Origin of the sequence: Lujinxingia litoralis, assembly GCF_003260125.1 — a bacterium.
In the GTDB taxonomy this organism is placed as follows: Bacteria; Myxococcota_A; Bradymonadia; order Bradymonadales; family Bradymonadaceae; genus Lujinxingia; species Lujinxingia litoralis.
In genome coordinates this window covers 1-20,727 of record NZ_QHKO01000016.1, presented here as the reverse complement: position 1 = coordinate 20,727, position 20,727 = coordinate 1, and the positions used below count along the sequence as shown (strand labels likewise).

11 protein-coding genes are annotated in these 20,727 nt (G+C 65.7%); 7 read left to right on the top strand and 4 right to left on the bottom strand.

The genetic code is table 11. From position 1 onward, the window contains the following. Positions 1-300 precede the first annotated feature (300 nt). Both DL240_RS18965 and DL240_RS18960 read right to left on the bottom strand, forming a co-directional pair. Positions 301-2,580, bottom strand: coding sequence for an amidohydrolase family protein (locus tag DL240_RS18965; protein WP_146618429.1), 2,280 nt, complete (start codon positions 2,578-2,580; stop codon positions 301-303). Positions 2,581-2,875: 295 nt separating this feature from the next. Next, complete coding sequence (locus tag DL240_RS18960; protein WP_146618428.1) at positions 2,876-4,207, bottom strand: LA_2272 family surface repeat-containing protein; 1,332 nt, start codon at positions 4,205-4,207, stop codon at positions 2,876-2,878. A 910-nt stretch (positions 4,208-5,117) separates the two neighbouring features. Here DL240_RS18960 and DL240_RS18955 point away from each other — a divergent pair. Continuing rightward, a complete protein-coding gene (locus tag DL240_RS18955; RefSeq protein WP_111731469.1) occupies positions 5,118-5,411 on the top strand; it encodes a hypothetical protein in 294 nt (97 codons plus the stop codon). A gap of 88 nt (positions 5,412-5,499) precedes the next feature. On the opposite strand, the gene DL240_RS18950 is transcribed toward DL240_RS18955, so the two are convergent. Together DL240_RS18950 and DL240_RS18945 are read right to left on the bottom strand one after the other, a co-directional pair. Then, positions 5,500-8,517: a serine/threonine-protein kinase gene (locus DL240_RS18950; RefSeq protein WP_111731468.1), complete on the bottom strand. Its 3,018-nt coding sequence runs from the start codon at positions 8,515-8,517 to the stop codon at positions 5,500-5,502. After that, the gene (locus tag DL240_RS18945) at positions 8,514-10,223 is read right to left on the bottom strand and encodes a sigma-54-dependent transcriptional regulator (protein ID WP_111731467.1); all 1,710 of its coding nucleotides are present in this window, start codon (positions 10,221-10,223) and stop codon (positions 8,514-8,516) included. The genes DL240_RS18950 and DL240_RS18945 overlap by 4 nt, the downstream gene beginning before the upstream one ends. A gap of 370 nt (positions 10,224-10,593) precedes the next feature. On the opposite strand from DL240_RS18945, the gene DL240_RS18940 reads away from it, so the two are divergent. The 6 genes from DL240_RS18940 to DL240_RS18915 all read left to right on the top strand — a co-directional run. Next, positions 10,594-11,283, top strand: a complete 690-nt coding sequence (locus tag DL240_RS18940) for a hypothetical protein (RefSeq protein ID WP_111731466.1) — start codon at positions 10,594-10,596, stop codon at positions 11,281-11,283. Between the two features lie 565 nt (positions 11,284-11,848). After that, positions 11,849-12,505 (top strand): hypothetical protein, encoded by a 657-nt coding sequence (locus DL240_RS18935; RefSeq protein ID WP_111731465.1) that lies wholly within the window; start codon positions 11,849-11,851, stop codon positions 12,503-12,505. Positions 12,506-12,641: 136 nt separating this feature from the next. Beyond that, a complete protein-coding gene (locus tag DL240_RS18930) occupies positions 12,642-19,556 on the top strand; it encodes a LamG-like jellyroll fold domain-containing protein (RefSeq protein WP_158542790.1) in 6,915 nt (2,304 codons plus the stop codon). A gap of 96 nt (positions 19,557-19,652) precedes the next feature. Then, on the top strand, positions 19,653-19,862 hold the full coding sequence (locus tag DL240_RS18925; RefSeq protein WP_111731463.1) for a hypothetical protein: 210 nt from the start codon (positions 19,653-19,655) through the stop codon (positions 19,860-19,862). Positions 19,863-19,901: 39 nt separating this feature from the next. Further along, on the top strand, positions 19,902-20,408 hold the full coding sequence (locus DL240_RS19835) for a helix-turn-helix domain-containing protein (protein ID WP_146618290.1): 507 nt from the start codon (positions 19,902-19,904) through the stop codon (positions 20,406-20,408). Positions 20,409-20,410: 2 nt separating this feature from the next. Next, positions 20,411-20,727, top strand: a 317-nt coding sequence (locus tag DL240_RS18915; RefSeq protein WP_146618416.1) for a helix-turn-helix domain-containing protein, incomplete at its 3' end; no start/stop codon positions are given.

Below are 20,727 nucleotides of genomic sequence, written 5' to 3'. Positions count from 1 at the left end.
GAACCTCGTGTATCCAATACCAGTGTGAATTCAATCGTGCGCGTCCCAGGGCGAAGGCTCCGCGGGACGTCGCGGGAATGAGCGCTCGTGTCGTGCTCGTAGGCATCCAAAGACGCGGTGTGCGGGGGGATATTCAATAACCTGACCCATGCGTCAACCTCGACGCGGAAAAGGGCCTGTGTTGGGGGAAAACAGGAGGGTGGGCAGGAGGAGAAGGTTCCCGGAAAGGCCAGTCGAAGCGGGGCGTGGGAGTTTTATGGACCCGGGCCGCCCGGAGTGGGGCGGCCCTGGTTTTAGCGCTTACTCCCCGCGCAGCGCCGCGCCCCGGGCTTCGCTGCGCTCCCAGAAGCGCAGGTAGGCCTCGGCCGAGCGGAAGAGGGGCTCAAGCTGGGCGTCGCTGACCCCGTCGTTGCGCACGTCTTCGATCAACTCGGCCACCAGCCCCAGGTGCACCATGCCCTCGGTGTTGAAGTCGACCTCTCGCTCGCCAAGGCGCGGCCGGGTGAAGGTGACGTGCCCGTCGTACGAGGTGAAGGGGTAGGTGATGGGGTTCTCCTGGGGAGTGTCGCAGACCGAGTGTTCGCCAAAGCGGGGGCCCGGCGCGCCGGCAAAACCGTTGAGGTCGAACCCAAAGCCTTCGGCCGGATAGCCGCCGTGGCTCTCGATGAGGGCCACGCGCTCCTGGAGCCCGTCGGCCAGGGTGCCCGGGGACTGGGGATTGCTACAGCGCCCCAGGTTCATCTTGGAGATCCCGCCCAGCCCGTAGAGTTCGCCACGCATGTTGTTGCCGTGGGTGCCGGCGGCCGGGTAGTCGTGCTCCACCAGAAGTTCAAAGGCGCGCTGGTAGCTGCGCCGCGGCAGGTGGTCGATCTCCAGAATGAAGCCCTCTTTCATCAGCTCGATGAGCAAAAACTCGCCGAGCTCGGTGAGGCCGGCGTTCTGGCAGTAGTCGCCGTGGAGCGAGCCCCCCATCAGGTAGCGGGCCTGGCCCAGGAGCACGTCGATCGGGTCGTCGGCAAAGCCGCTCATGTCGACCGGGGGCTCGGCCAGGTAGTCTTCGCGGGGCTGGTTGAGCTCGGCAAAGGCCACATCGCCCTTATCAAAGGCCGAGGGGATGTCGGGGCAGTCGTCGGTGAAGTTGGAGTAGTGGCCGGTCATCGCGAAGTTGGCCAGCTCAATGATCTCGCGGTGGCCATCGCCGGCCGAGAAGGCGTTGTCGAATTTATGGACCGGGAAGATCGCCCGCACGCCCAGCGCCCGGTAGCGCTCCAGGTTGGCCAACACCTGCGCCTCGGTGCAGCGTTCGCCACCGCCGGGGGGGACCAGAAAGCAGTCAAAGAGGTTGGAAACCTCAATGCCCAGGACGACGGCGAGCTTGCCCTCTTCGATGACCGCCCGGGCCTCCTGTGGGGATTCTACGATGCGGAACCAGCCTGTGCCCGGCCCGCCGCTCTGGGCGTCGATGTAGCGCTCCAGCGCGCGGGTGTCTTCGAGGGTGCGGTCCACGGCCACCATGTCGTTGCAGGAGTAGCGCACCGGCTGCGCGCCGCTGCCCGCGACCAGCTCGCAGATGATCTGGTTGCTTGTGGCGTGATTGACCACCAGACGCAGCCCCGCGTAATAGGCCCGCTTGAGCCACAGGTAGTACTGGGTCTGGTGGGTCGAGAGGAAGTGGGCGCTGGGCCAGTCGGTGAAGGAGGGCCAGCCCTGGGTGTGATGGTAGAACTCGGGCACCCGGCCGTTGACAAAGGCCGTGATCATGTCGAGTTCGCTGACGGTGTCAGACTTATCGAAGCCGTAGCCAAAGAGGTCTTTTCGGCCCTCCTCCCCGTGAAACATCTCGCAGGAGGGCAGGGCGTGGGGCACGCCAAAGGGGTGAAAGGGCGCGCCGTGGAAGATGCCCGCGCCGCCAAATCCGCGGTTGGAGAAGAGGTGGCTGTGGGTGTCGACAAAGCCGTAGACCGAGCCGTCGTCAAAGCGCGTGGGGGGGAGCTCTCCCTCGGCGTCCAGCGTGAGTTCGGGGTAGGGGGCGCAGCCCTGGGCCGGGTAGAGGGTGATGACCGCGGCGCCGGCGGCCTCATCGCTCAGGCCGGTGGGGGTGAGGTAGGCGCCGGTTTTAAGGTGGCGTAGCTGAAAGCGGGTTGGATCTTCGTCGGAGACCTCCAGTGCCCACTGCACCCCGGGCAGGGTGGTGTCGTCGAGGGTGAAGGCATCGGAGTTGATGGTGTCGCGGCGCCGCAGCGCGCGTTCTTCGACCACCAGGTAGTGCTCGTGGCTGTCGTAAAAGAGGTAGGTGCCCAGGTCGGTGGCGCGCATGGTCAGGGGGGCGGCGGCGTCGGCGGTGGCGCCAAACGCAAAGCCCTCCCCCTCGTCGCTGACCCGCAGGAAGGAGGCCCGGCCGGTGCCGGCGGCGGCCGCGTCGAGGGTCACGCAGGCGTTGGGGAAGCTGTAGATCCCCTGATGCTCGGGCGCCGCCTCGCGCGCCACGGGCTGTTGGTCAGCCTCGTGGGTGCAGCCCGGCGCCAGGGTCAGGGTGAGGAGCATGGCGAGTCTGGCGAGTGGGGCAGGCTGACGAGTCATGGCGTGGCTCCGCGCTCAAGAGATCGGCAGGCGTCGGCGAGCCGACGTCTGGCGAGGACACGTAAAGTGGCGGGGGCCCGAGAGGGGCCGGCGCCGGGGCCGCAGATGTGGAACGTGACTCAAGCGTAATAATCTGTAGCGGCGATGTCTACGCGCGTGGCGAGGCGGGGAGGGGCGCGGGTCACGAACCTCGCCATACGCCTCGTCCGGCTGGAGATACCCCCCCTGAGTGCTTTGCGGTGGCCCCGCGCCCCGGGCTTCGCCCGGGGGCACCTTGCCTTAGTGCGGTCGTGCTTTAGTGCGTGCGCAGGCGCAGCCCCAGGGTCGCCCCCGGTCGCAGATGCACCTGCTCGCCAAGTTCCCAGGCGGCGAGCAGACCGTCGGGGAAGGTCGCGCCCCGCTCGTTTAACACGTCGAGGGTCAGGGTGGGGCCGCCAAAGATGGCGAGTCGCTCCCCGAGCCCCACCGAGAGGAGGGGGCGTACCTGGAAGAGCGAGACGAGATTGGCGCGGGCATCCCCGATGAGCGAGGTGACCCCGGCGTCGAGCGAGACTTCCAGCGCGTCGGAGAATTCGGTGCGCCACCCCATGCGCAGCGAGAGCGCCACCGAGGGCCCCTGGCCCTCGGTGGTGGCAAAGGCCTGCGTGCCCACGCTGTAGGTATGGTAGAAGGCCCCGCTGCCGTGGCGCACCCCGGCCTGCACCAGGCCCTCATCGGAGACCTGGAGCTCGGGGTAGATGTAGCCCCCGCGGTAGATGCCCACCGCCGCGATGCCGGCGTGCTCGCCAGGGGCCACGTTGACCACGCCCACCTGAAACCCGCGGGCCCGGCCCTGGGTGATGTTTATCGCGCCGATCTGCAGGCCGTGCATGTCGCCGCGGGTCAGGTTGAGCCCGCCGCTGATCTGAAGGCCGCGTACGTCGCCGGCGTTGATGTTGGCCCCGCCGCTGATCTGAAGGCCGCGTACGTCGCCGGCGTTGATGTTGGCCCCGCCGCTGATCTGAAGGCCGCGTACGTCGCCGGCGTTGATGTTGGCCCCGCCGCCGAGCTGAAGGCCCCGAAGAGGTCCGTCATTGACGTTGGCTCCGCCGCTGATTTGCGCCCCTTCCACAGCGCCGCGGGTCAGGTTGAGCGCGCCGCTGATTTGTGCTCCGTGAAACTCGTCAGCGTTGATGTTGGCCCCGCCGCTGATCTGAAGGCCGCGCACGTCGCCGGCGTTGATGTTGGCCGCGCCGCTGACCCCGAGCCCGCGCACCTCGCCACGGTTGGCGTTGAGCGCGCCGGCGAGCTGCACCCCGGTGCGCTCCGCGGCATTGATGTTGGCCGCGCCGGCCAGCTGCACGCCCCGCACCTCTCCGGTGGTGAGGTTAAAGGCGCCGCCCAACTCCAAAAGCCGCGTCCCCCCGCTGAGCCCTCCCACCAGGTTCAACGAGACGACCCGCGCGGCCTCTGGCGCGCCGGAGGAGGTGCCCACATAAGGAAAAAGATCGGCGCCAAACGCCAGGGTCTGCGCCGGCGGCGCCTCCGTGTCAGGCTCCAGGGCGCTGGCCTGCCAGGCCGGCATCATCATCATGACCCACGCGATCGCCACGCCGGACGTACGTTTTGGGCCCCACCATCGTGTCATGTCGTGCACCTTCCCAGAGAGTTCATATGCGCGGCTAAAGGGTTGGTCACTCGCCAGCGCTCCGGTTGCCCGAGGCGCTCCGGTCGGAGCGGGGGCGATGATCGGGCGCACCCTATCAATCGGGCGGCCGACTCCCAAGCGCATCTTTTTAGTGCGGAAGGGTGGGGATGGATGCGCTCGGGGATGTTCGTAAGCGAGTCCGAGTTCAATCACCTGCTTCAAATCCCCCCTCGCCCCCCGGCCTTGTCGAGCGCGAAAGGCTCTCGACCCCCTCGCCCCCCACGCCTTTCCCTTCGCGAGCCTTTCGCGATCCCCTCGACCCCCTCGCCATGTCGTTCGCGAACGGGGCGCGCGCCCGTCGATCGGCACATCCTGTCGTTCGCGAACGTTTTGTGACCCCTTCGATGCCTGCCTTCGGCTATCGCGAAAGGCTCATGACCCCCTCGATGCCCCGTTCGGGGTATATGTTTGCGGCGCGGCCGGAGCCTCCCGCTCCCGGGCGCGCGAAGAAGGCGTGTTGAGCCCGCGCCCGAGGCCCCAAATCTCCTAAAACCGAACCCAAACGCATCGTCTGTGTCAGAGTATCACGCTCGGCCTCCCTCTTCTGACCCGATGTCGCAAAACGCCACGCTCGGGGGGCGGACATCGAGCATCGTTCGGGTTCCGCTTTTTGGGGGGTCTTGAGGTAGTCGCGCTTTTTTGATGTGGGGGGAGATGACCGAAAAATAAGGCTGGGCATGGTTGATTCCCGGCGGGCTCGTGACTTGACCCTCTTTGGTGGCGATGTCAGGGTAGCGGCTCCGGTTTACGAATCATGTTTTCGGCAGCATAGCGCCCGCGCTAAGTGTGAGCCTGATCCCTGCTCCGTAGGCCGAGAGTGGATGAAGTCATTCGACCGATGAGGAAGAGCATGCCTGTATTTCAACTCGATGGTGGTCCCTGGGAGATTGAACTTGATGGAAAACTTTCCGGGTATTTCTGGGTCAACAATCCCGGGGGAAATATGCTTGATTCGTATATGGTGCTGAGAGAAGGGATTCCTTTCCCGCTTCCGCATTCTGTGCCGGTGACGTTTAATCCAATGGCTCTTTCGGGGGTACATAATGAGAAAGAGTTTTACTTCTGGGTGGAGAAGATGGGGGAGCTTGGGGAGGGAACGTCGAGTTGGGAGATCAATGAGACGTACCAGCCCTGGAAGGTCTGAGGGGTTTTACGCCCTGAGATAAACGCCCGAAAGGCTCGCCAGTGAAGTGGTCGAGCCTTTCGGTTTTTTTTTGTGTGTCGCGGAGGCCTCAGGCTTCTGCCGGCGCGCTGGTGATTCGGGTGGAGGGGGGACGGAGCGAGGTCTCGGTGGCCGTTGCTCTCTCGATCAGGCGCAGGCACTCATCGACGCTGAGAATTTCCATGCGCCGGTGGCGCGGCGCGTCGGGGAGTTCGCGCAGGTAGCGGCGGGCGGCCTCCTGCCAGGGGTAGGGCGTTGGCGAGAGGGAGGTGGCGAGCATGGCGAAGCCCTGCAGGGTGATGCGAGGGGGGGCGTGTTCGCGGAGGCTGGCCGCCAGAGAGAGGGCGGTGTGCGGATCGCAGGGGTGCAAAAAGGCGGAGAAGGTCCGGGCCAGGTCCGCTCCGGGGCGATGTCCGCTTTTTTCCCAGTCCTCGCGGGCGACCTCGCAGAGCGATCGCGCCAGCGGGTGCTCCCCGGCTCTCCAGGCGATGGCGGCTTCGGTGAGCGCGGTCAGGGCGCGCAGCTCGGGGATCGCCAGCGGGGCGAGCTCGTCGACGCGTTCGGGCTCCGGGGCAAGGCGGTCGCCGAGGCGGTAGGCGCTGGTGCGAATGAGGTTATGAATCCGCGCGAGATGGTGGGGTTGATGGTGCACGTGGGCCTGGGTGATGAGCGCGCGTGCCAGGGCGTGGGAGCGCTCGAAGTCGCCGGCTTCCATGCGCGCGATGGCCTCGGCCAGGGTGGAGGCCTGGCGAGCGCTGGGGCGGATCTTGATCTGCGCGGCGCGGGCGTGGAGGTTGGCGGCGCGCTCAAAGTCGTGGCGGTGAAAGGCCAGCATCGCCTGCCACCCCACAAAGCTGCCGCGAACCTCGGCGTCGGGGTGCTTGCCGGCCCAGGGGCGCATGGCGTCAAGGGCGTCCGCAAAGGCCTCGATGGAGAGATCCTTGCAGGCGCGGGCGATGAACATCTGTCGGCGAAGTTCGAGCCGGGGCGATGCGAAGGGGCCGAGGGCGCGCAGCGGGGCGATGGTGTCGGCGGCGCGGGCGCGGCAGCAGTGGCGGGCAAGCGCCACGAGCTCAATCAGCCGGCTCAAGGGCTTGCTGAGGTGAGAAGGGAGACGCTCCACGCTGGCAAGCCAGGCTTCCTGGCGAGTGGGGCTGGCGCTGGCCAGGGCCTGGGAGGCCCAGGTTTCCAGCACCCGGATGATCGCGGCAGGATCGTCGGTGAGAAGAGCCGCGCGCAGGCTGTGTCGAAGCACGGCGATGGCTTCATCGCTGCGCCCCTGACGATCGAGGACCTCGGCGGTGCGCAACCCCTCCGCAGCGATGGCGTCGTCGCTGGCGTAGCGCAACATATGAAAGAAGCGGGGCGCCTGGCCGGGCTTCATCTCCTCGGCGACGGCGCGGTGGTAGGGCTCGAGCGCAGCGGGCTCCATCGAACCGATGAGGCTGACGCGGGCGTGGACCGTCTCGTCGCTGTCGAGGTGGAGGAGGCGTCGGGCGTGCAGGGCTTTGAGGCGAGCCCGCACGCTCCAGGGGGGCTGGCCCAGCCACAGGGCAAGGCGGGGGAGGGTGGCCGACTCGCCGGCGATCTGCACCCAGCGCAGGAGCTCGATGTCGGGCTCCGAGAGCGCGTCGGGTGCCGGAGGCAGGGGGTTGGCGAGGTTGCTCTGGGCTTCGAGATGTTCGAGGGAGGCCGGCGATATGGCGAAACGAGCCCCCGTCCAGGAGCCCATGCCCTGGCGGCGCCAGAGTTGCAGGAGGGCGGCCATGCCCCCGAGACGACCCGCGCTGCGCCTTGCCAGCAGTGCGGCCGCGCGATGAGGCACGCGAAAGATGCGGTTGGAGCCTTCGAAGAGGGCTTCGAGCTCGTCGTGTCCGGGCGCGCAGAGGGTGTGAGTGGCCGGGCCCTCGTCACGAATTTCGATCAGAGGAAGATCCGCGGGAAGTTCATCGATCAGCTGCAGGCTCCATGCGTCCAGATGAGCGCGGCGAACCAGAGCCGGGCTGTGGTGCAGGTGCGTCTTCAACCTCTCCAGGCAGACGCGATGGACCTCTTCAAGAGGCAGGGTATCGGGGATATCTGCCAGCCAGGCGGGGGGTAGGCTTTCGAAGGGGAGACTGCCCTGCAGAAGCTCAAAGAAGGGCCCGCGCATGGTGAGGGCGACGCGCAGCATCGCGTGCAGGTCATCGGGGTGCAGGCCGGGCTCGCCGCAGAGCGTATGGCGAGCGGGTGTGGCGAGGGTCGGGATGAGCTCGTTCAGGCCGCTGGTGCGCAACCAGAGCGCGGTTAATGCATCGCTCTCGCTGGTGAAGGCGCGGGCCACCAGGGCGTCGAGGTGGGCGAAGCGGCGGTGGGGCTCGGCGTGCATCAGGCCTTCGATGGCCGTCTGAAGCTCGTCGGCGATCGGAATGGCCAGGGGGCTAAGCTCGACGCTCGGGCTGGCCAGGCGCGCCCGCATCAGCGCGGCGCGGCTCTCAAGCGGGTGTGGCCAGCAGGAGGTTGCGGCCTTAAAGAGCATCACACCCAGCGCGTAACAGTCGCAGGCGGCGGTGGCCCGGGCCCCCCGCAGTTGTTCCGGTGACATGGTGGCCATACTCCCGGTCAGGCCACCGGCCGGGGTGCTCATCAGGTCGTCATGAGGCAATGGTGAGAGGTCGAAGTCGATCAGCGTGCAGTGGCCATCCTCATCGACCAGGACGTTGTCCGGCTTGAGATCGCCGTGGACCACGCCGCAGGCGTGGACGTGTGCCAGGGTATCGGCCAGGGTCCGGGCCAGACGCTCCAACTCCCCGGCCCGCAGCGGTCTTCGACCGGGAAAGGGCGAGCCGTCGAGGTGCGGTGTGACCAGAAAGTCGACCGCCCCGATGCGTCCCTCGTCCAGCAGGGGAACGACGCCCGGATGGCGGATCTGACTGAGAATGGCGGCCTCGCGCCAGGCCCGGCTGCATGGTGAGCCCTGCGGATCGAAGAGTTTGACCACGACCTCCTGCCCGCTCTTTCGATCGCGAGCCCGCAGCGTTCGGCTGCGTCCGGTATGGGCATAGGTCTGCAGAGCCTGATAGCGCGGGGGAAGGCCGGTGTCACTCATCGCTGCGGCTCCTGAAGAATGTGGGACTCGGCCTGGAGTAGGGCGGCGATGGCCTCCTGCGCGCGGCGGTAGCGGCGGTGGTGGTTTTTGTGTTCGACCAGGTTCGCGCAGCCCAGGAGGCAGAAGGCCTCGGCTTTGTCGTCGGTCCAGGCGACGGCCTGCTCAATGATATAGGCCGAGAAGGCTTCGCTCAGATCGAGGTCGAGGCCGCCGCCGGACGTCTCCCTCTCGCGGGCGCGCAGCGCCAGGTGGATAAAGGCGCGCGCGGCCTGCTCCAGGGGGGCGCTGATGGAGGTGCGTTCGGGGCGCCCGCCCAGCGAGAGGGCGCGCTCGACGACGCCTGGTGGGATGGTGTGAGCGCCCTCGGGCTCCGGACGGCTGCGGGCGATGATGAACGCACGGCGCACCACGTTGTCGAGCTCGCGCAGGTTGCCCGGCCAGCGCTGCGCCTCCAGCGTGCGCAGCGCCTCAGGGGTGAAACTCCAGGCGCCGGCGCCGGCGTCGTTTGCGCAGCGCCGGAGCATAAACGCGGCCCAGGCGGCGATCTCATCGCTGCGCTCCGCCAGGGGAGGAAGCTCCACCGGGAGCACGTTGATGCGGTAGTAGAGATCTTCGCGAAAGCGCCCTTCGACCACCTCGCGCTGCAGATCGGCGTTGGTGCCGACGATAAAACGCACATTGGCCTGGCGGCGGCCGCCGCTTTCTCCGAGCACCTGAAAGCTGCGCTCTTCAAGCAGGTGCAGAAGTCCGGCCTGGGTTTCCAGGGAGAGTTTGTCGATCTCATCGATAAAGAGGGTGCCGCCCCGGGCGCGGGTCACCGCCCCATCGACGTGGGAGGTGGCCCCGGAGAAGGCCCCGCGGCGCCAGCCCACAAGATGCGCCATCTGCATCGATTCGGGAACGGTGAGCAGGTCGAGCACCTCGAAGGGCCCGTCACCGTGGCGCGATTGACTGTGACACCAGCGCGCGATGCGAGACTTGCCGCTGCCGGTGGGGCCGGCGATGAGCAGGCATTCGTCGTGGTGGGCAAACGCTTTCAGGAGGTTGACGCGGGGAGCCATCGCCTCACCGACCACCGGGAGCAGAGGATCGTCTGCGAGCCTCTCGGGCAGCCCGGGCACCTCGACGGGAAGGCGCAAGAGGGCGTGGGCGAGCAGCGCGACGTAGCTCTCCAGCGCCTCGATGCCGGCCTGCGGCGGGAAGAGCTCGCCGGTGTAGGTCGGGGCGCAGAACTCCAGGGTGATCATGCCCGCCAGCGCGCTCTGCGAGGAGCACAGGGGAATGACGAGCAGGTGGGTGGCTTCCTGCTCCAGAAAGCGCACCACGCTGGCGGTCAGGGGAAGTGGCGAGGCCTCCCCTCCGAGATTGAGCCAGTCGCCCTCGGAGGTGTCATCGGTGAGCCGGAGGCGTTGGAGGCGAGTGTCGACGATGAAGGGGCGGCCGAAGCGCCGGGTCCAGTTCCAGAGCTCGGCCGAGCGGGCTCCCTCGCAGGATGCCGTTGCCGATGGGGATGCGCTGCGCGCTACCAGGCTCACATAGCTCTGATCGGTGCGCAGATGCACCGCGCTTTGATGCAACGCCGCCTCACGCTCCGGGGTTGCACGTTCAAAGACCCCCTGGAGCGCGTCGAGCAGTGCGCCGGCGCCGGAGTCAAAGGTCTGAGCCTCATTCAACCTGGCGAGCGCGCTGCGCAGATAAGTGTACATCGTCGGTGACCACAACCGTTGGCGGGAACATCCAGGAAGGCTTGAGCTGATGTCTAAGCTTTATCCGCCACGCGCCGGTGTGCAAGAGCCCATTTTCAATTCATAGAGCTTCGTTCGGGTGTCACGCGTTGACACCGAAGCGTTTCGGGGCGTCAGAGGCGGACGCTGACACGCTCACCTGGCGTCGTCCAAATATGTCATAGGCGGTTCTGTGTGGTGTGTAAGTCTTTGTATTTAAGGTTGTTTGTTGATTTGTGGGGACGGCCGGTCGGGTTTGGAACGCTCTGTGCGAAGGATGAAACTACGCCGTGGAAAGGCGCGGCCTCAGGATTCCCCCCATGGACGCAACCCGATGACCAAGGAGTAACCGATGTCCGAGACGCAGAGCACAGACGCAGTCGTGATTGAAAATCTGAGTTTGGAAGAGGCAGAGCGGGTGTTCCACTTTCTTCAATCGTTTGGCTACATCAAGAATCCTGCCACGAGCGGCGCGATGGTCGTGATGGGCTCACCGCTGAGCTACGCCTACGATAAGGCAGCAAAGACGCTGGAGATTCAGCTTCTGATGCCCTCGAAGATCGTGACTCCGGCGAAGATCCGCGCGGTGGTCGAGCGCGAACGCTTCCGCCCCGAGGGCCTTCTGGGCAGCGAGGCGGGTGAGCTTCCCGCCGCCGATAACCACGTGGAGATCACCATCGACAACGCCTCCGGCCACCTTCTTGTGAACTCAGGTCGAGAAGTCACCAAGGGCGTCTCCCGGGTCATCGAGTCGCGGATCGCCGCCGGCGACAAGGTTCTGGCCTTTGAGGCGCGCAGCGCCACCTGGAGCGTGGTCGGTGCCGAGGGCAGTGTGACCTACCAGATCGATGCGCAGACCTTTTTGATCATCGACTACTTCCTGGAGGGGGAGCTCTTTCACCAGTGCAGCGCGATGCTCAAGGGCGTCAACGCGGCTCGCTACAAGACCACCGTCAGCGGCACCGGCACGCGGTGTGTCTGCGAGAGCGACCGTGGTCCCTGGCTGGAGATGACCCCGACGGTGAAGATCGAAAAAGCCTGATCGTGCGGTAGCCTGAGACGCGATTGTTGAAACGCACGCCCATCCGGGCGTGCGTTTTTTTATGCGCTTCCTTTCCGCCCGGAAGAAACGATTCGCGGGCTTCTACGACCCTGGGTCAAACGTGCTGAGGCTCGAAACCGTGGGTGTTGACGCGTGACACGACCCTGAAATCGAGTGTCGTGAGATGACACGAATTCAAGGAGGTCTCGCTTGCAAAGGAGCACGTTTCAGGAAGGTGTGTGTTTTTTATGTTTTTGTTTTTATTTGGTTTTTTGGGGATGTCCGGGTTTTGTTTTTCGTGTTTTTCCGGGCTGGAACACCTGTTGCTCAAGGGAGTGGCGAGGTCGGCATGGTGCCACCTCTTTCAAGTTACAACGCCGTGAGGCCATGGTGACGCCTTTGGATGCGACATTGAGAGCGACCTGAGCAAGGCGCAAAACGCAGGCGATGCTTCAGCATCGTCGAGGATTTGCAACGCAGCTCCGGGTGCTCTCCATGCAGCAGACATGGCGTCAACGTTGGCTCACGGCGTCGTACTGACCCATCGCATGAGCAGGAGTCTGAGATGTCTGAGAAAGCGATCTTTGATGGCGTGACCCCCAACCAGATGAGCTTTGTGACCGAGCACTTCAAGAGCCACGGGCTTGTCAAAGGCGACACCACTTCGGGCGTGGCCACGGTGCATGGTGTTCCAATGGACTACAGCTACGACAAGGTCAGTCAGCTGCTCACCGTGGCGATCCGCGAGCCCTCCGAGCGCATGTCGGTGGCTAAGATTCAGGATCTGGTGGGTCGGCTGCGCCAGGCCCACGACAAGACCGCCTACGACGAGCTGGGGCCGGGCTACAACCACGTCGATGTCACCATGGAGAACAACTCCGGCAAGACCCTGATCTTTGCCGGGGATGACGTCGAAGACGGCGTGATCGACATCAAGGTTCAGGATCTGCCCACCGGCCAGACCGAATATATCTTCCAGGCCAAGAGCTCGACGGCCTCGGTGATCGGGTGCCGGGGCGAAGTCACCTACCAGATCGATCCCCAGACCACGGTGACGATGGACTACCACCTTAACGGGAAGGCGATTCATAGCTTCACGGTGGGAATTAAGGGGCAGAACGCCGCGAAGTATCGGGTGTCGGCGCGTGACACCGACGCGGGCTATGACTGCGCTGGAGCCTACACCTACATGCGCCCGACCGTGGTCGTGAACAAGGCCTGATGGTGCCTGACGACCTCGCGCCGGGCCTGCTCTCAGAGGGAGCGGTCCGGCGCGGAAGCAACGGCCGGCGCGTTGCGCCCGCTGCTGCCTCTCTCCCACGACCCGCGTGACACGCGCTGACCCGATGAGGACTGCCATGATTGAGACACCTGGAGTAGGACCTTCTTCAAACGCCTGGGGCGTTACTCTGACCGAGCCGGTCATTGTGAACCTTCAGAACAAGCTCGTGGCCTTTGCCCGCGAGAAAGACACCATCTGCGACACGATCTACTTTCAGGTGCTCGACCCGGGAGAGGCGGCTGAGAACGACGAGCCACCGCAGTGGAACGGCTGGTATCGCTACGGGTTCTCGCAGAGCGCCCGCGAGGTGATTCACGGGCAGCGCTTGCCCAACGCCGCGCGTCGGGAGCTGCGTCTGGCGGGCATGGATCTGCTTACCCTGGAGGCGGAGAGCGTGGAGGCCAGCCCGGCCGACGCCACATTTCAGGTCGTGGTGATCGACCGCTACATGCTGATCTTTCGCCCCTCCACCTCGGGCACCCTCTATGTGGATCAGCTCATGCTCTCGACCACCAAAGTGGAGGGCGTCGACCATAAAGAGGAGAGCCGCTATGCGCTCAGCCCGGCCTGGGAGGTGCGTTTTCAGCGCAGCGGCGTGCGCGATGTGCCCGCCGGCGACACCGACACCCGCGGGGCGCTCGACCCGGCCGGCTCGCCATTTTTGACCCCGACTCTGGAGCTTATCGGGGTGCAGGGAGCCGAGCATGGCCACTTCGCTGTGGCGCGGGTGCCCACCGAGAATAATGAGCTCTTTAGCTGGTATGTGGCCGTGGCCAGCACGCAGGGCGTGCAGCTCTTCTTCTTTGAGGAGAGCGACGGGCTTGATGTGGACCTGGGGCAGAAGCCCTTTGTGTTGCCTTTGCTGCAACCCACCCTGGCGGGCAGCGAGGTGGCGCTTACCCCCGAAGAGCTCGCCCCCACGCTGGCCTTCTGGGCGGAGCAGGAGCCGGTGGTCGGCAACGAAGGCACTCCGGTGGAAGTGCAGCGTGCCGGGCGTCTGATGCTGGCCTTTAGCGCCGGCGCCCCGGGCCTGGAGCCCTGCATGGTCGTCTATGACTTCGGGCTCACCATCGAGGGGCGCATCGCCGCGCTCCCGGCCGAAGATCAGGCCGTGGTCCTGATCGACGGCACCTTCGACGCCGCCTCCCACACCTTCACCCCCGATCACGACTCGCCGGCGTTTCCCACCCCCGAGCAGCTCCCCGCCACGGTGAGCGTGGTCGACGGGCTGATGGTCAGCAAGGTCGCGCTCGGTCAGGTTAAGGCCCAGCGCGATCCGCTGCTCTGGGTGGGCGAGGATGGGCTTTTGCACCTCTACCACGCCGGACCCAACCCCGACCCGGAGCAGGTGCTCGATACCTGGGGGGCGCTCAATCCCGATCTGCCCCAGGCGATGGTGGCGCAGTTTGATACGCGCACCAGCCGCACCCTCATCGCGCTGGACTGGGATCATCCCACCTCCACCGAGCAGCCCGCGGGCGCGGTCTACATGATTTCGCGCATCAGCGGCCCCTTGATGGAGGGCGCGCAGATCAGCGTGGAGGATGTGGCCGGCCACCCCGACCTCTGCGATCTTCGCATCACCTATCCGGTGGAGCTGGGCTGGTCGAACGAGCGCTGGCAGGGGGTTCCGAGGGAGGTCAGCGCCTTTCACGCCACGGTGAACGGTCGCGCCACCGATGATGCCGCCGACCCGGCAGCGCTCTCCGGGGCGCGGGTTTTTTATGACTACAACGGCGATCAGCCCCTGGTGCGCCTGCCCCTTTTGCGCCTCAACGGCCTGGGGTGGGGCGGAGAGGTCAACGACCCTCGCCTGAATCCGGTGGCGAGTTTTGTGACGACGCGCTCGGAGCTCGCGCTCGGCAGCGTGACCTTTGAAGAGCAGGGCGACTCCCTGCAGCGCCGCCGCGCCACCCTGCACCTTGGCAGTGAGTCCACACCGATCACCCTGGTCTGGCCTGATCTGCCCCAGCACGCCGGCGCCTATCAGGACATCTTCTCCGGGGCGGCCGACAGCGGCGTCTACGACTATGTGCCGGGCCCGGGCACGACCCTGCTCTTTGCGCTGGAGACCGACACCAACGCGCTGCCGGCCAGCGTGCTCTTTATCCCCAAACCCGATGCCGGCGACCTCTCGGAGATGACCATTGCCGTGGCGCGTGCCTCGGCCGGATCTGAGCTCCTCAATGTGAGCTTTACCCTGGGTGAGAACACGACGTTGGTGGAGGGGCTGCCCGCCGAGGTGCACGCCTTTGTGGAGGCGCTGGGGCAAAACGCAGACTTCGCTGCGCTCAAGCTCGCGATCAACAGCCAGGGCGCCGGCGGTCGGGTGCGACCGACCTCGGCGCCGCGCCCGCGCCTCGACCTGCGGGGCTGCGCGACCCTCTTCGACCTGCTGATGCCCGAGCTCAACGCCTCCAGCGTTACCCTGCAAAGCGGGGAGCACTCCGCTGTGACCCAGGGGCATATCTATGAGGGGGATTTCGCGCTGACCGAGATGATCGGGTTTTATGCCGATGGCCCCACCCCGGACGATGGCGCGCCGGCCTTTGTGAAAAACACGGCGGCGGCGCTCAAACGCCACACCACCCGCGGGATGCTCGGGCTGGTCGAGGCCTCCGACCCGGCCCACGGCGGACGCTGGCTGCGCAAGACGCCCAACATCGCGCTGGCCTTCGAGTCGACCGAGAGCATGAGCGTCCCGGTCCACACCGGACAGGACCCGCTTCCCCGCGCCCTCGCGCTCGCCCCGCAGCACGCCTGGACCCTGGAGGGATGGATCAGGCCCGAAGGCAGCGCCATGCGGCGGCTGGTGACCTTCCATCAGGAAAAGGACCTCCCGGCCGGTGCCCCCGAGGCCGACTACCGCGTGAACCTCGCCGGGGCTGACGTGCTCAGCTTCGCGTCGTACGACAAGCAGCCCGACACCCAGGACTCCTCCTTCTTTATGTCGGGCACCAGCGAGAACGCCGACTTTACGCCCACCAGCGACTTCACCTGGGAGTTCTGGGTCAAGCCCGATGACCGGCCCGCGCCGGCCGGCAGCGGCAGCCACCCGCCCCTGGGCGGTGTGGTTCAGATTCAGCACCCGGGCGTCGGAGAGCTCCTGGCCATCGGTCTCGATAGCGGGCGCCATCTTGTGGTGCGCTCGCAGAACTCCGACTTTGAGCTCAACCCCGACGTGCGCACCCCCAACCCGCTGCCGATGGGCAGCGACGGAGCCAGCTCCTGGAACCATGTCGCGGTGGTGGGTCGACGTAACCCCACCTCCGGGACGTGGCAGCTGACCGTGGTTGTCGACGGCATCCTGATGGTCGAGTCCCCCGAGCTGGAGTTTATGGACACGGCGGGCTCCTACATGATCCTGGGACGCAACGACGACCAGGGCGCCAGCGTCTTCGGCGAGCTTTTTGATGTGCGCTACTGGGGTCGTGCGCGCAGCATCAGTGAGATTCGTGCCGAGTGGTTCCGAAGCCTCACCGGGACTGAGGACGCACTTCTCGGCGCCTGGCCCCTGGCGGCCCTGGAGACCCGTGATGGTATTGAGTATGTGCGCAATATCGCTCGGAAAACCGGCGAGTTTTGGGACTGTGAGCTGACCGAATCGTCGGACCAGGCGGTGGATATGGTCCCCGATAACGCCAAGCTCTCGCTGATCGCCAGCGTGGCCGGCCTGCCGGCGCAGGAGGCCGCCGGGGTGGTCATCAGCGGGCGCTGGAACCATATCGCGCTCACCTTGCAGAAGGGCGGGGCGCTGGAGCTTAACCCGCCGGATCGCTTTGCCCTGGAACGCTATGACTGGGCCGAATGCACCGACGTGGAGTTTGAGCCCGGGCTGGCCTTTGCGCTCGATACCTGGGTGGTGATGCCCGAGCCGATCTCGGCCAAAGCGACGATCCTCTCGCAGTGGGCCTCCGATCTCAGCCCGGAGGATCAGTCCTACAAACTGGAGGTCGACACCGAGGGCAACCTCGTCTTCACCGTGGTCGTCACTCAGACCATGAGTGGCGAGCGCCACAAGGTCAGCATCACCAGCTCGGGCGTCAACATGCTCGATGGCAAGACCCACCACGTGGCGGCACGCTACCGCAGCGTCGACGCCTCCCAGGACGATGACCTCAAGGGGGTGGCCGAGCTGGAGCTCTATGTCGACGGCGTCAACGGCGGCAGCGCGCCGATTCAGGTCGGGCGCGATACCAAAACGCTCAGCGACGTGACCACCGTGCCGGTGCAGGGCTCCACCAGCTCGGTGACCCTGGGACGGGCGTATGTACCGCCCACCGAGCGCGACTTCACCGCCGGGCAGAACTTCTTCCGGGGGACGGTCGGGCGGATGCGCTTCTGGAGCGCCTGGGAGGACACCCGCCAGATCTTTTCCGAGCAGTACCCCCGCGACAACATGCCGACGCGACCCCGTACGCTCACCGCCGAGTGGAACTTCCACGAGCAGGAGGGGCGCGTGGCCGCGGACATCATCAGCGGCAGCGATTTCACGCTGAACACCTCCGCACCCTGGGCGGCGATGCGGGCGACCAGCGAGGTGAAGTTTGTGATCAACGGTGCCAACGTCGGCCTGCTGCTCAAACCCGACGCCTCGCCGGCGAACACCGAGACGGCGCAGTTCGCGCTGGGACGCCCGGTGGATCAGTCCGAGCAGGGCTTTAGGGGCGCGTTTGGCCGCCTCTCCCTCTGGAGTCGGGTGATGACCCCCACCGAGCTTGCTTCGCGGCGCTTCTCACCGCTGGTCGGCGATGAAGTGGGGCTTCTGGCGGGCTGGGATTTTGCGCAGCGCGAGGGCCTGGATATCACCGGCGGTGGCAACAACGCCGACCCCATCCCCGGGGCCGCGCGCTTCTCGGAGCAGCCGGTGCCCATCTCCAACGAGGGCGGCGCGATTCGCAACGTCTACGGCGAAACGGTGACCTTCTACCATCGCTCGGCCACCGGACGCTTCGGCGTGGGTGCCTACGCGATGAGCGAGCAGACCGAGACCGGACCGCGCTCGGCGCTTCACCGCTCGGTGATGCTCGACGCCAACAGCTCCCCGCTGGAGCCCCTCTACCTTGGCGAGCTGCAGCTGACCTACATCGGCCAGGTGCAGACCGAGCCCACGCTGATCGGCTACATCGAGGGCGCCCCGCCGGTGCCCTCCGAGAACCTCACCCGCCCCTACTACCTCTCGCCGGGCGGTGGTCCCTTCATGAAGTATCTGGACACCACCAAAGTGACGCTCTCGCGGGCGGAGTCGGAGTCGATCTCCTTTAAGTCGTCCACCACGCGCTCGGTCTTTCTGGATGTGAGCGCGCAGTTGGGCCCCTACTGGTCCTATGAGCTGCAAACGCTCAAAGGGTTTATCATAGATAAAGCCATCTCTGCGGAGACGTCTGTGCTCTTCCAGGGAACCGTGAACTGGAAGTCCGGACGCGAGGAGGGTGAGGGGCTTGCTGCACAGTGGAATCGCACCACGGAGGATACGCAGGGCGTCACCGGCGACTGGGAGCCCTTTGAGCCAAACCCCGAGAACTACCTCAACCCCGAGGTGGGCCGCAGATTTGAGGTCAGCAACGTGGGCTACGCGCTGGTGGAGTCGCTCACCGCCGATATGTACGCGATGACCTACCGACCCACCGGGGCGGCTGTGGGTACGATCGTGCTTCCCAACCCGGCGATTCCGCCGGATCAGAACATCCTGATCTTCCCGATCCGCGATGGCTACACGCACGCCGGCTCGCTTGATGGGCGCATCGGTCTTGTGGACGACCCCCGTCGTGGCGGCGACCCGCCCGGGCGCGCCAGCTACTTCAAACCGGTGCAGGCCTACGCGCTCGCCAGTCGCATTGAGGAGCGTGCTCAGCAGGCCCGTGCGAAGATGCTGGAGATCGACATCACGACACGTGGGCGCACCTCCCGCACCGATCTCAGCGATGTGGCCGCCCGCATGCCGGTAAACTTCGACGTTGAGCCCGCCGAAGAGCGCTCCATTGCCATGCCTGCCCAGGGTATCGTCAACCGCTATGTCTGGTCGGCCGACGGGGGACTTCACGCTGAGTCGATGTCCTACGCTGCAAGCTCCTCGAAGGTATACAGCGGGTTTAATCAGATCGGGGGTGGCGGAGGCGTCGCGGTGTCTTTTCAGGCCCCGGTGGTCAAAGGTGGGTTTGACTTGATGGCCGGTGGCCATGTTGAGGTTTCGATGGAGCGAGACCACACCCGTTCGCAGGGCATGAGTCTCAACGTCTCGGTTGATGGCGAGGGCTACCTGCGCGCCTGGGACCCGAGCGGCACGCCCGAATACGGCAGCGCCCCCGGCGCCTACCGCGAGGGCACTGCGCCGGGCAAAGTGCATATGTACCGCTTCATGTCCTACTACCTGCCCCCGGAGCGCAAAAACGCCACCGATTTCCAGTCGATTGTCGACAGCGAGTGGCTGCAGCTCTCCAACGACCCCACCGCCCGGGCGATGCGCGAGATCAATCTCGATAACCCCGTCTGGCGCGTGCTCCACCGCGTCACCTACGTCCACCGTGAGCCGCCCAAGACCGCCTCTCGCCCCGTCACCTCGGCGGTCGACACCGCCCGGCTGCCCCATAACGTGGAGGGCAACGAAGACCTGCTGATGCTGATCCAGGAGCAGCTCGGCCAGAACGATGCCCCCACCCCCATTGAGGTCGGTCAGGCGGTGGGCGCGGTCATCAACCCGCCGCGTGTCGATGGCAGCTACCCGACCTCGGTGCTCGAAGGCATCGTTCCCTGGTGGCGCTCCTTCCTCGACCAGGCTCGCCCCGATGCCGATGGAAAAATCCCCAACAAAGCGGCCGCCCGCCAGCTCGATACGCTGATGCGTCGGGTGGTTGACTACTGCCTCAATGGTTATGCCAGCGGTGCGCTGCCTCTGCCGCCGACGCCTCAAGGCGGCCTGGAGGGGCGGCAGTCGTTGCATAGCCAGGCCCGCACCGCCGGGGCGCCTCGGGAGGTGGAGGGGCTGGTATAAAATAAAATGGGGAGCGGGCGTTGGGGGGCGTCCGCTTTGTGGTCAGGTGGTTGTGTGGTTGTGGGACGCCGGGGTTTGCGGTGGGGGTCGATTTGAGTGCACCCCCGGCGGCTCACGCCTTTCGAGTACGAGTTCGAGATCGCGTTCGAGTACGAGATCGAGCCCGAGCCCGAGCCCGAGCCCGCGTTCGAGATCGAGCCCGCGTTCGAGATCGAGCCCGAGCCCGAGCCCGAGTACGAGATCGAGCCCGAGATCGAGCCCGAGTACGAGAGCGAGCCCCCCTGTGTCAGCGTAGTTGCCGCATGAACTTTCCAAACCATTCGGGGGCGGCAACGTGAGGTTATCATGGCGTATTCAGCGGGATTTAGAGAACGTGTGGTGCAGAAGATGTTCGGGCCGGAGCGCAGCTCTGTCGCCGAGTTGATGGAAGAGACGGGTGTGGCACGAGCGACGCTGGGCCGGTGGCGCAGAGAAGCGGTAAACGGAGGTAGTGTGAGCGGAAAGTCCGGGAGAAGGCGCAGCAAACCACCCAAAGAGAAGATTCGTATTGTGATGGAAGCCGCCGGCCTCTCGGAGGAGGAGCTCGGCGCGTTTCTGCGCCGGGAAGGGCTTCATGAGGCTGATTTGGTGCGCCTTCGGCAGGAGGTTTTGGAGGCTGCCGAAAAAGGGCTTTCGCCGCAGAAACAAAAGGCCGCGGAGCCTGAAAACAAAGAACTCAAACGGGTCAAAAAAGAGCTCGCCCGTAAGGAGAAGGCCCTGGCGGAGGCGGCGGCGTTGCTGGTTTTGCAGGGAAAGCTCAAGGCGTATTTCTCGGAGGACGAGGACGACGACACGACGAAGACGAAAGGTTAACGGTGCTGAGCTGGGCGGAGGAGGCGCAGCGCGACGGCGCCAGACTCTCGTCCATCTGCAAAGTACTGGGGTTGAACAAGCGCACCCTTGAGCGCTGGCGCGCCCGGGGTGGGGGCTCTGACCGACGTCAGGGCCCGCGCACCTCCCCGGCCAATAAGTTGAGTGCGGTCGAGCGCGCGCAGGTTCTCAAGGCCGCGAACAGCCCGGAGTTTCGCGATAAATCGCCTCACCAAATCGTGCCCCTGCTGGCGGACCGCGGTGTGTATCTGGCCTCCGAATCGACCTTTTATCGGGTGCTACGCGAGGCCAAAATGCTGCG

What these genes read in the sequence shown, in the direction of transcription:
- DL240_RS18965 (WP_146618429.1), bottom strand. Translation starts at nt 2,580, where the DNA reads ATGACTCGTCAGCCTGCCCCACTCGCCAGACTCGCCATGCTCCTCACC.
- DL240_RS18960 (WP_146618428.1), bottom strand. Translation starts at nt 4,207, where the DNA reads ATGACACGATGGTGGGGCCCAAAACGTACGTCCGGCGTGGCGATCGCG.
- DL240_RS18955 (WP_111731469.1), top strand. Translation starts at nt 5,118, where the DNA reads ATGCCTGTATTTCAACTCGATGGTGGTCCCTGGGAGATTGAACTTGAT.
- DL240_RS18950 (WP_111731468.1), bottom strand. Translation starts at nt 8,517, where the DNA reads ATGAGTGACACCGGCCTTCCCCCGCGCTATCAGGCTCTGCAGACCTAT.
- DL240_RS18945 (WP_111731467.1), bottom strand. Translation starts at nt 10,223, where the DNA reads ATGTACACTTATCTGCGCAGCGCGCTCGCCAGGTTGAATGAGGCTCAG.
- DL240_RS18940 (WP_111731466.1), top strand. Translation starts at nt 10,594, where the DNA reads ATGTCCGAGACGCAGAGCACAGACGCAGTCGTGATTGAAAATCTGAGT.
- DL240_RS18935 (WP_111731465.1), top strand. Translation starts at nt 11,849, where the DNA reads ATGTCTGAGAAAGCGATCTTTGATGGCGTGACCCCCAACCAGATGAGC.
- DL240_RS18930 (WP_158542790.1), top strand. Translation starts at nt 12,642, where the DNA reads ATGATTGAGACACCTGGAGTAGGACCTTCTTCAAACGCCTGGGGCGTT.
- DL240_RS19835 (WP_146618290.1), top strand. Translation starts at nt 19,902, where the DNA reads ATGGCGTATTCAGCGGGATTTAGAGAACGTGTGGTGCAGAAGATGTTC.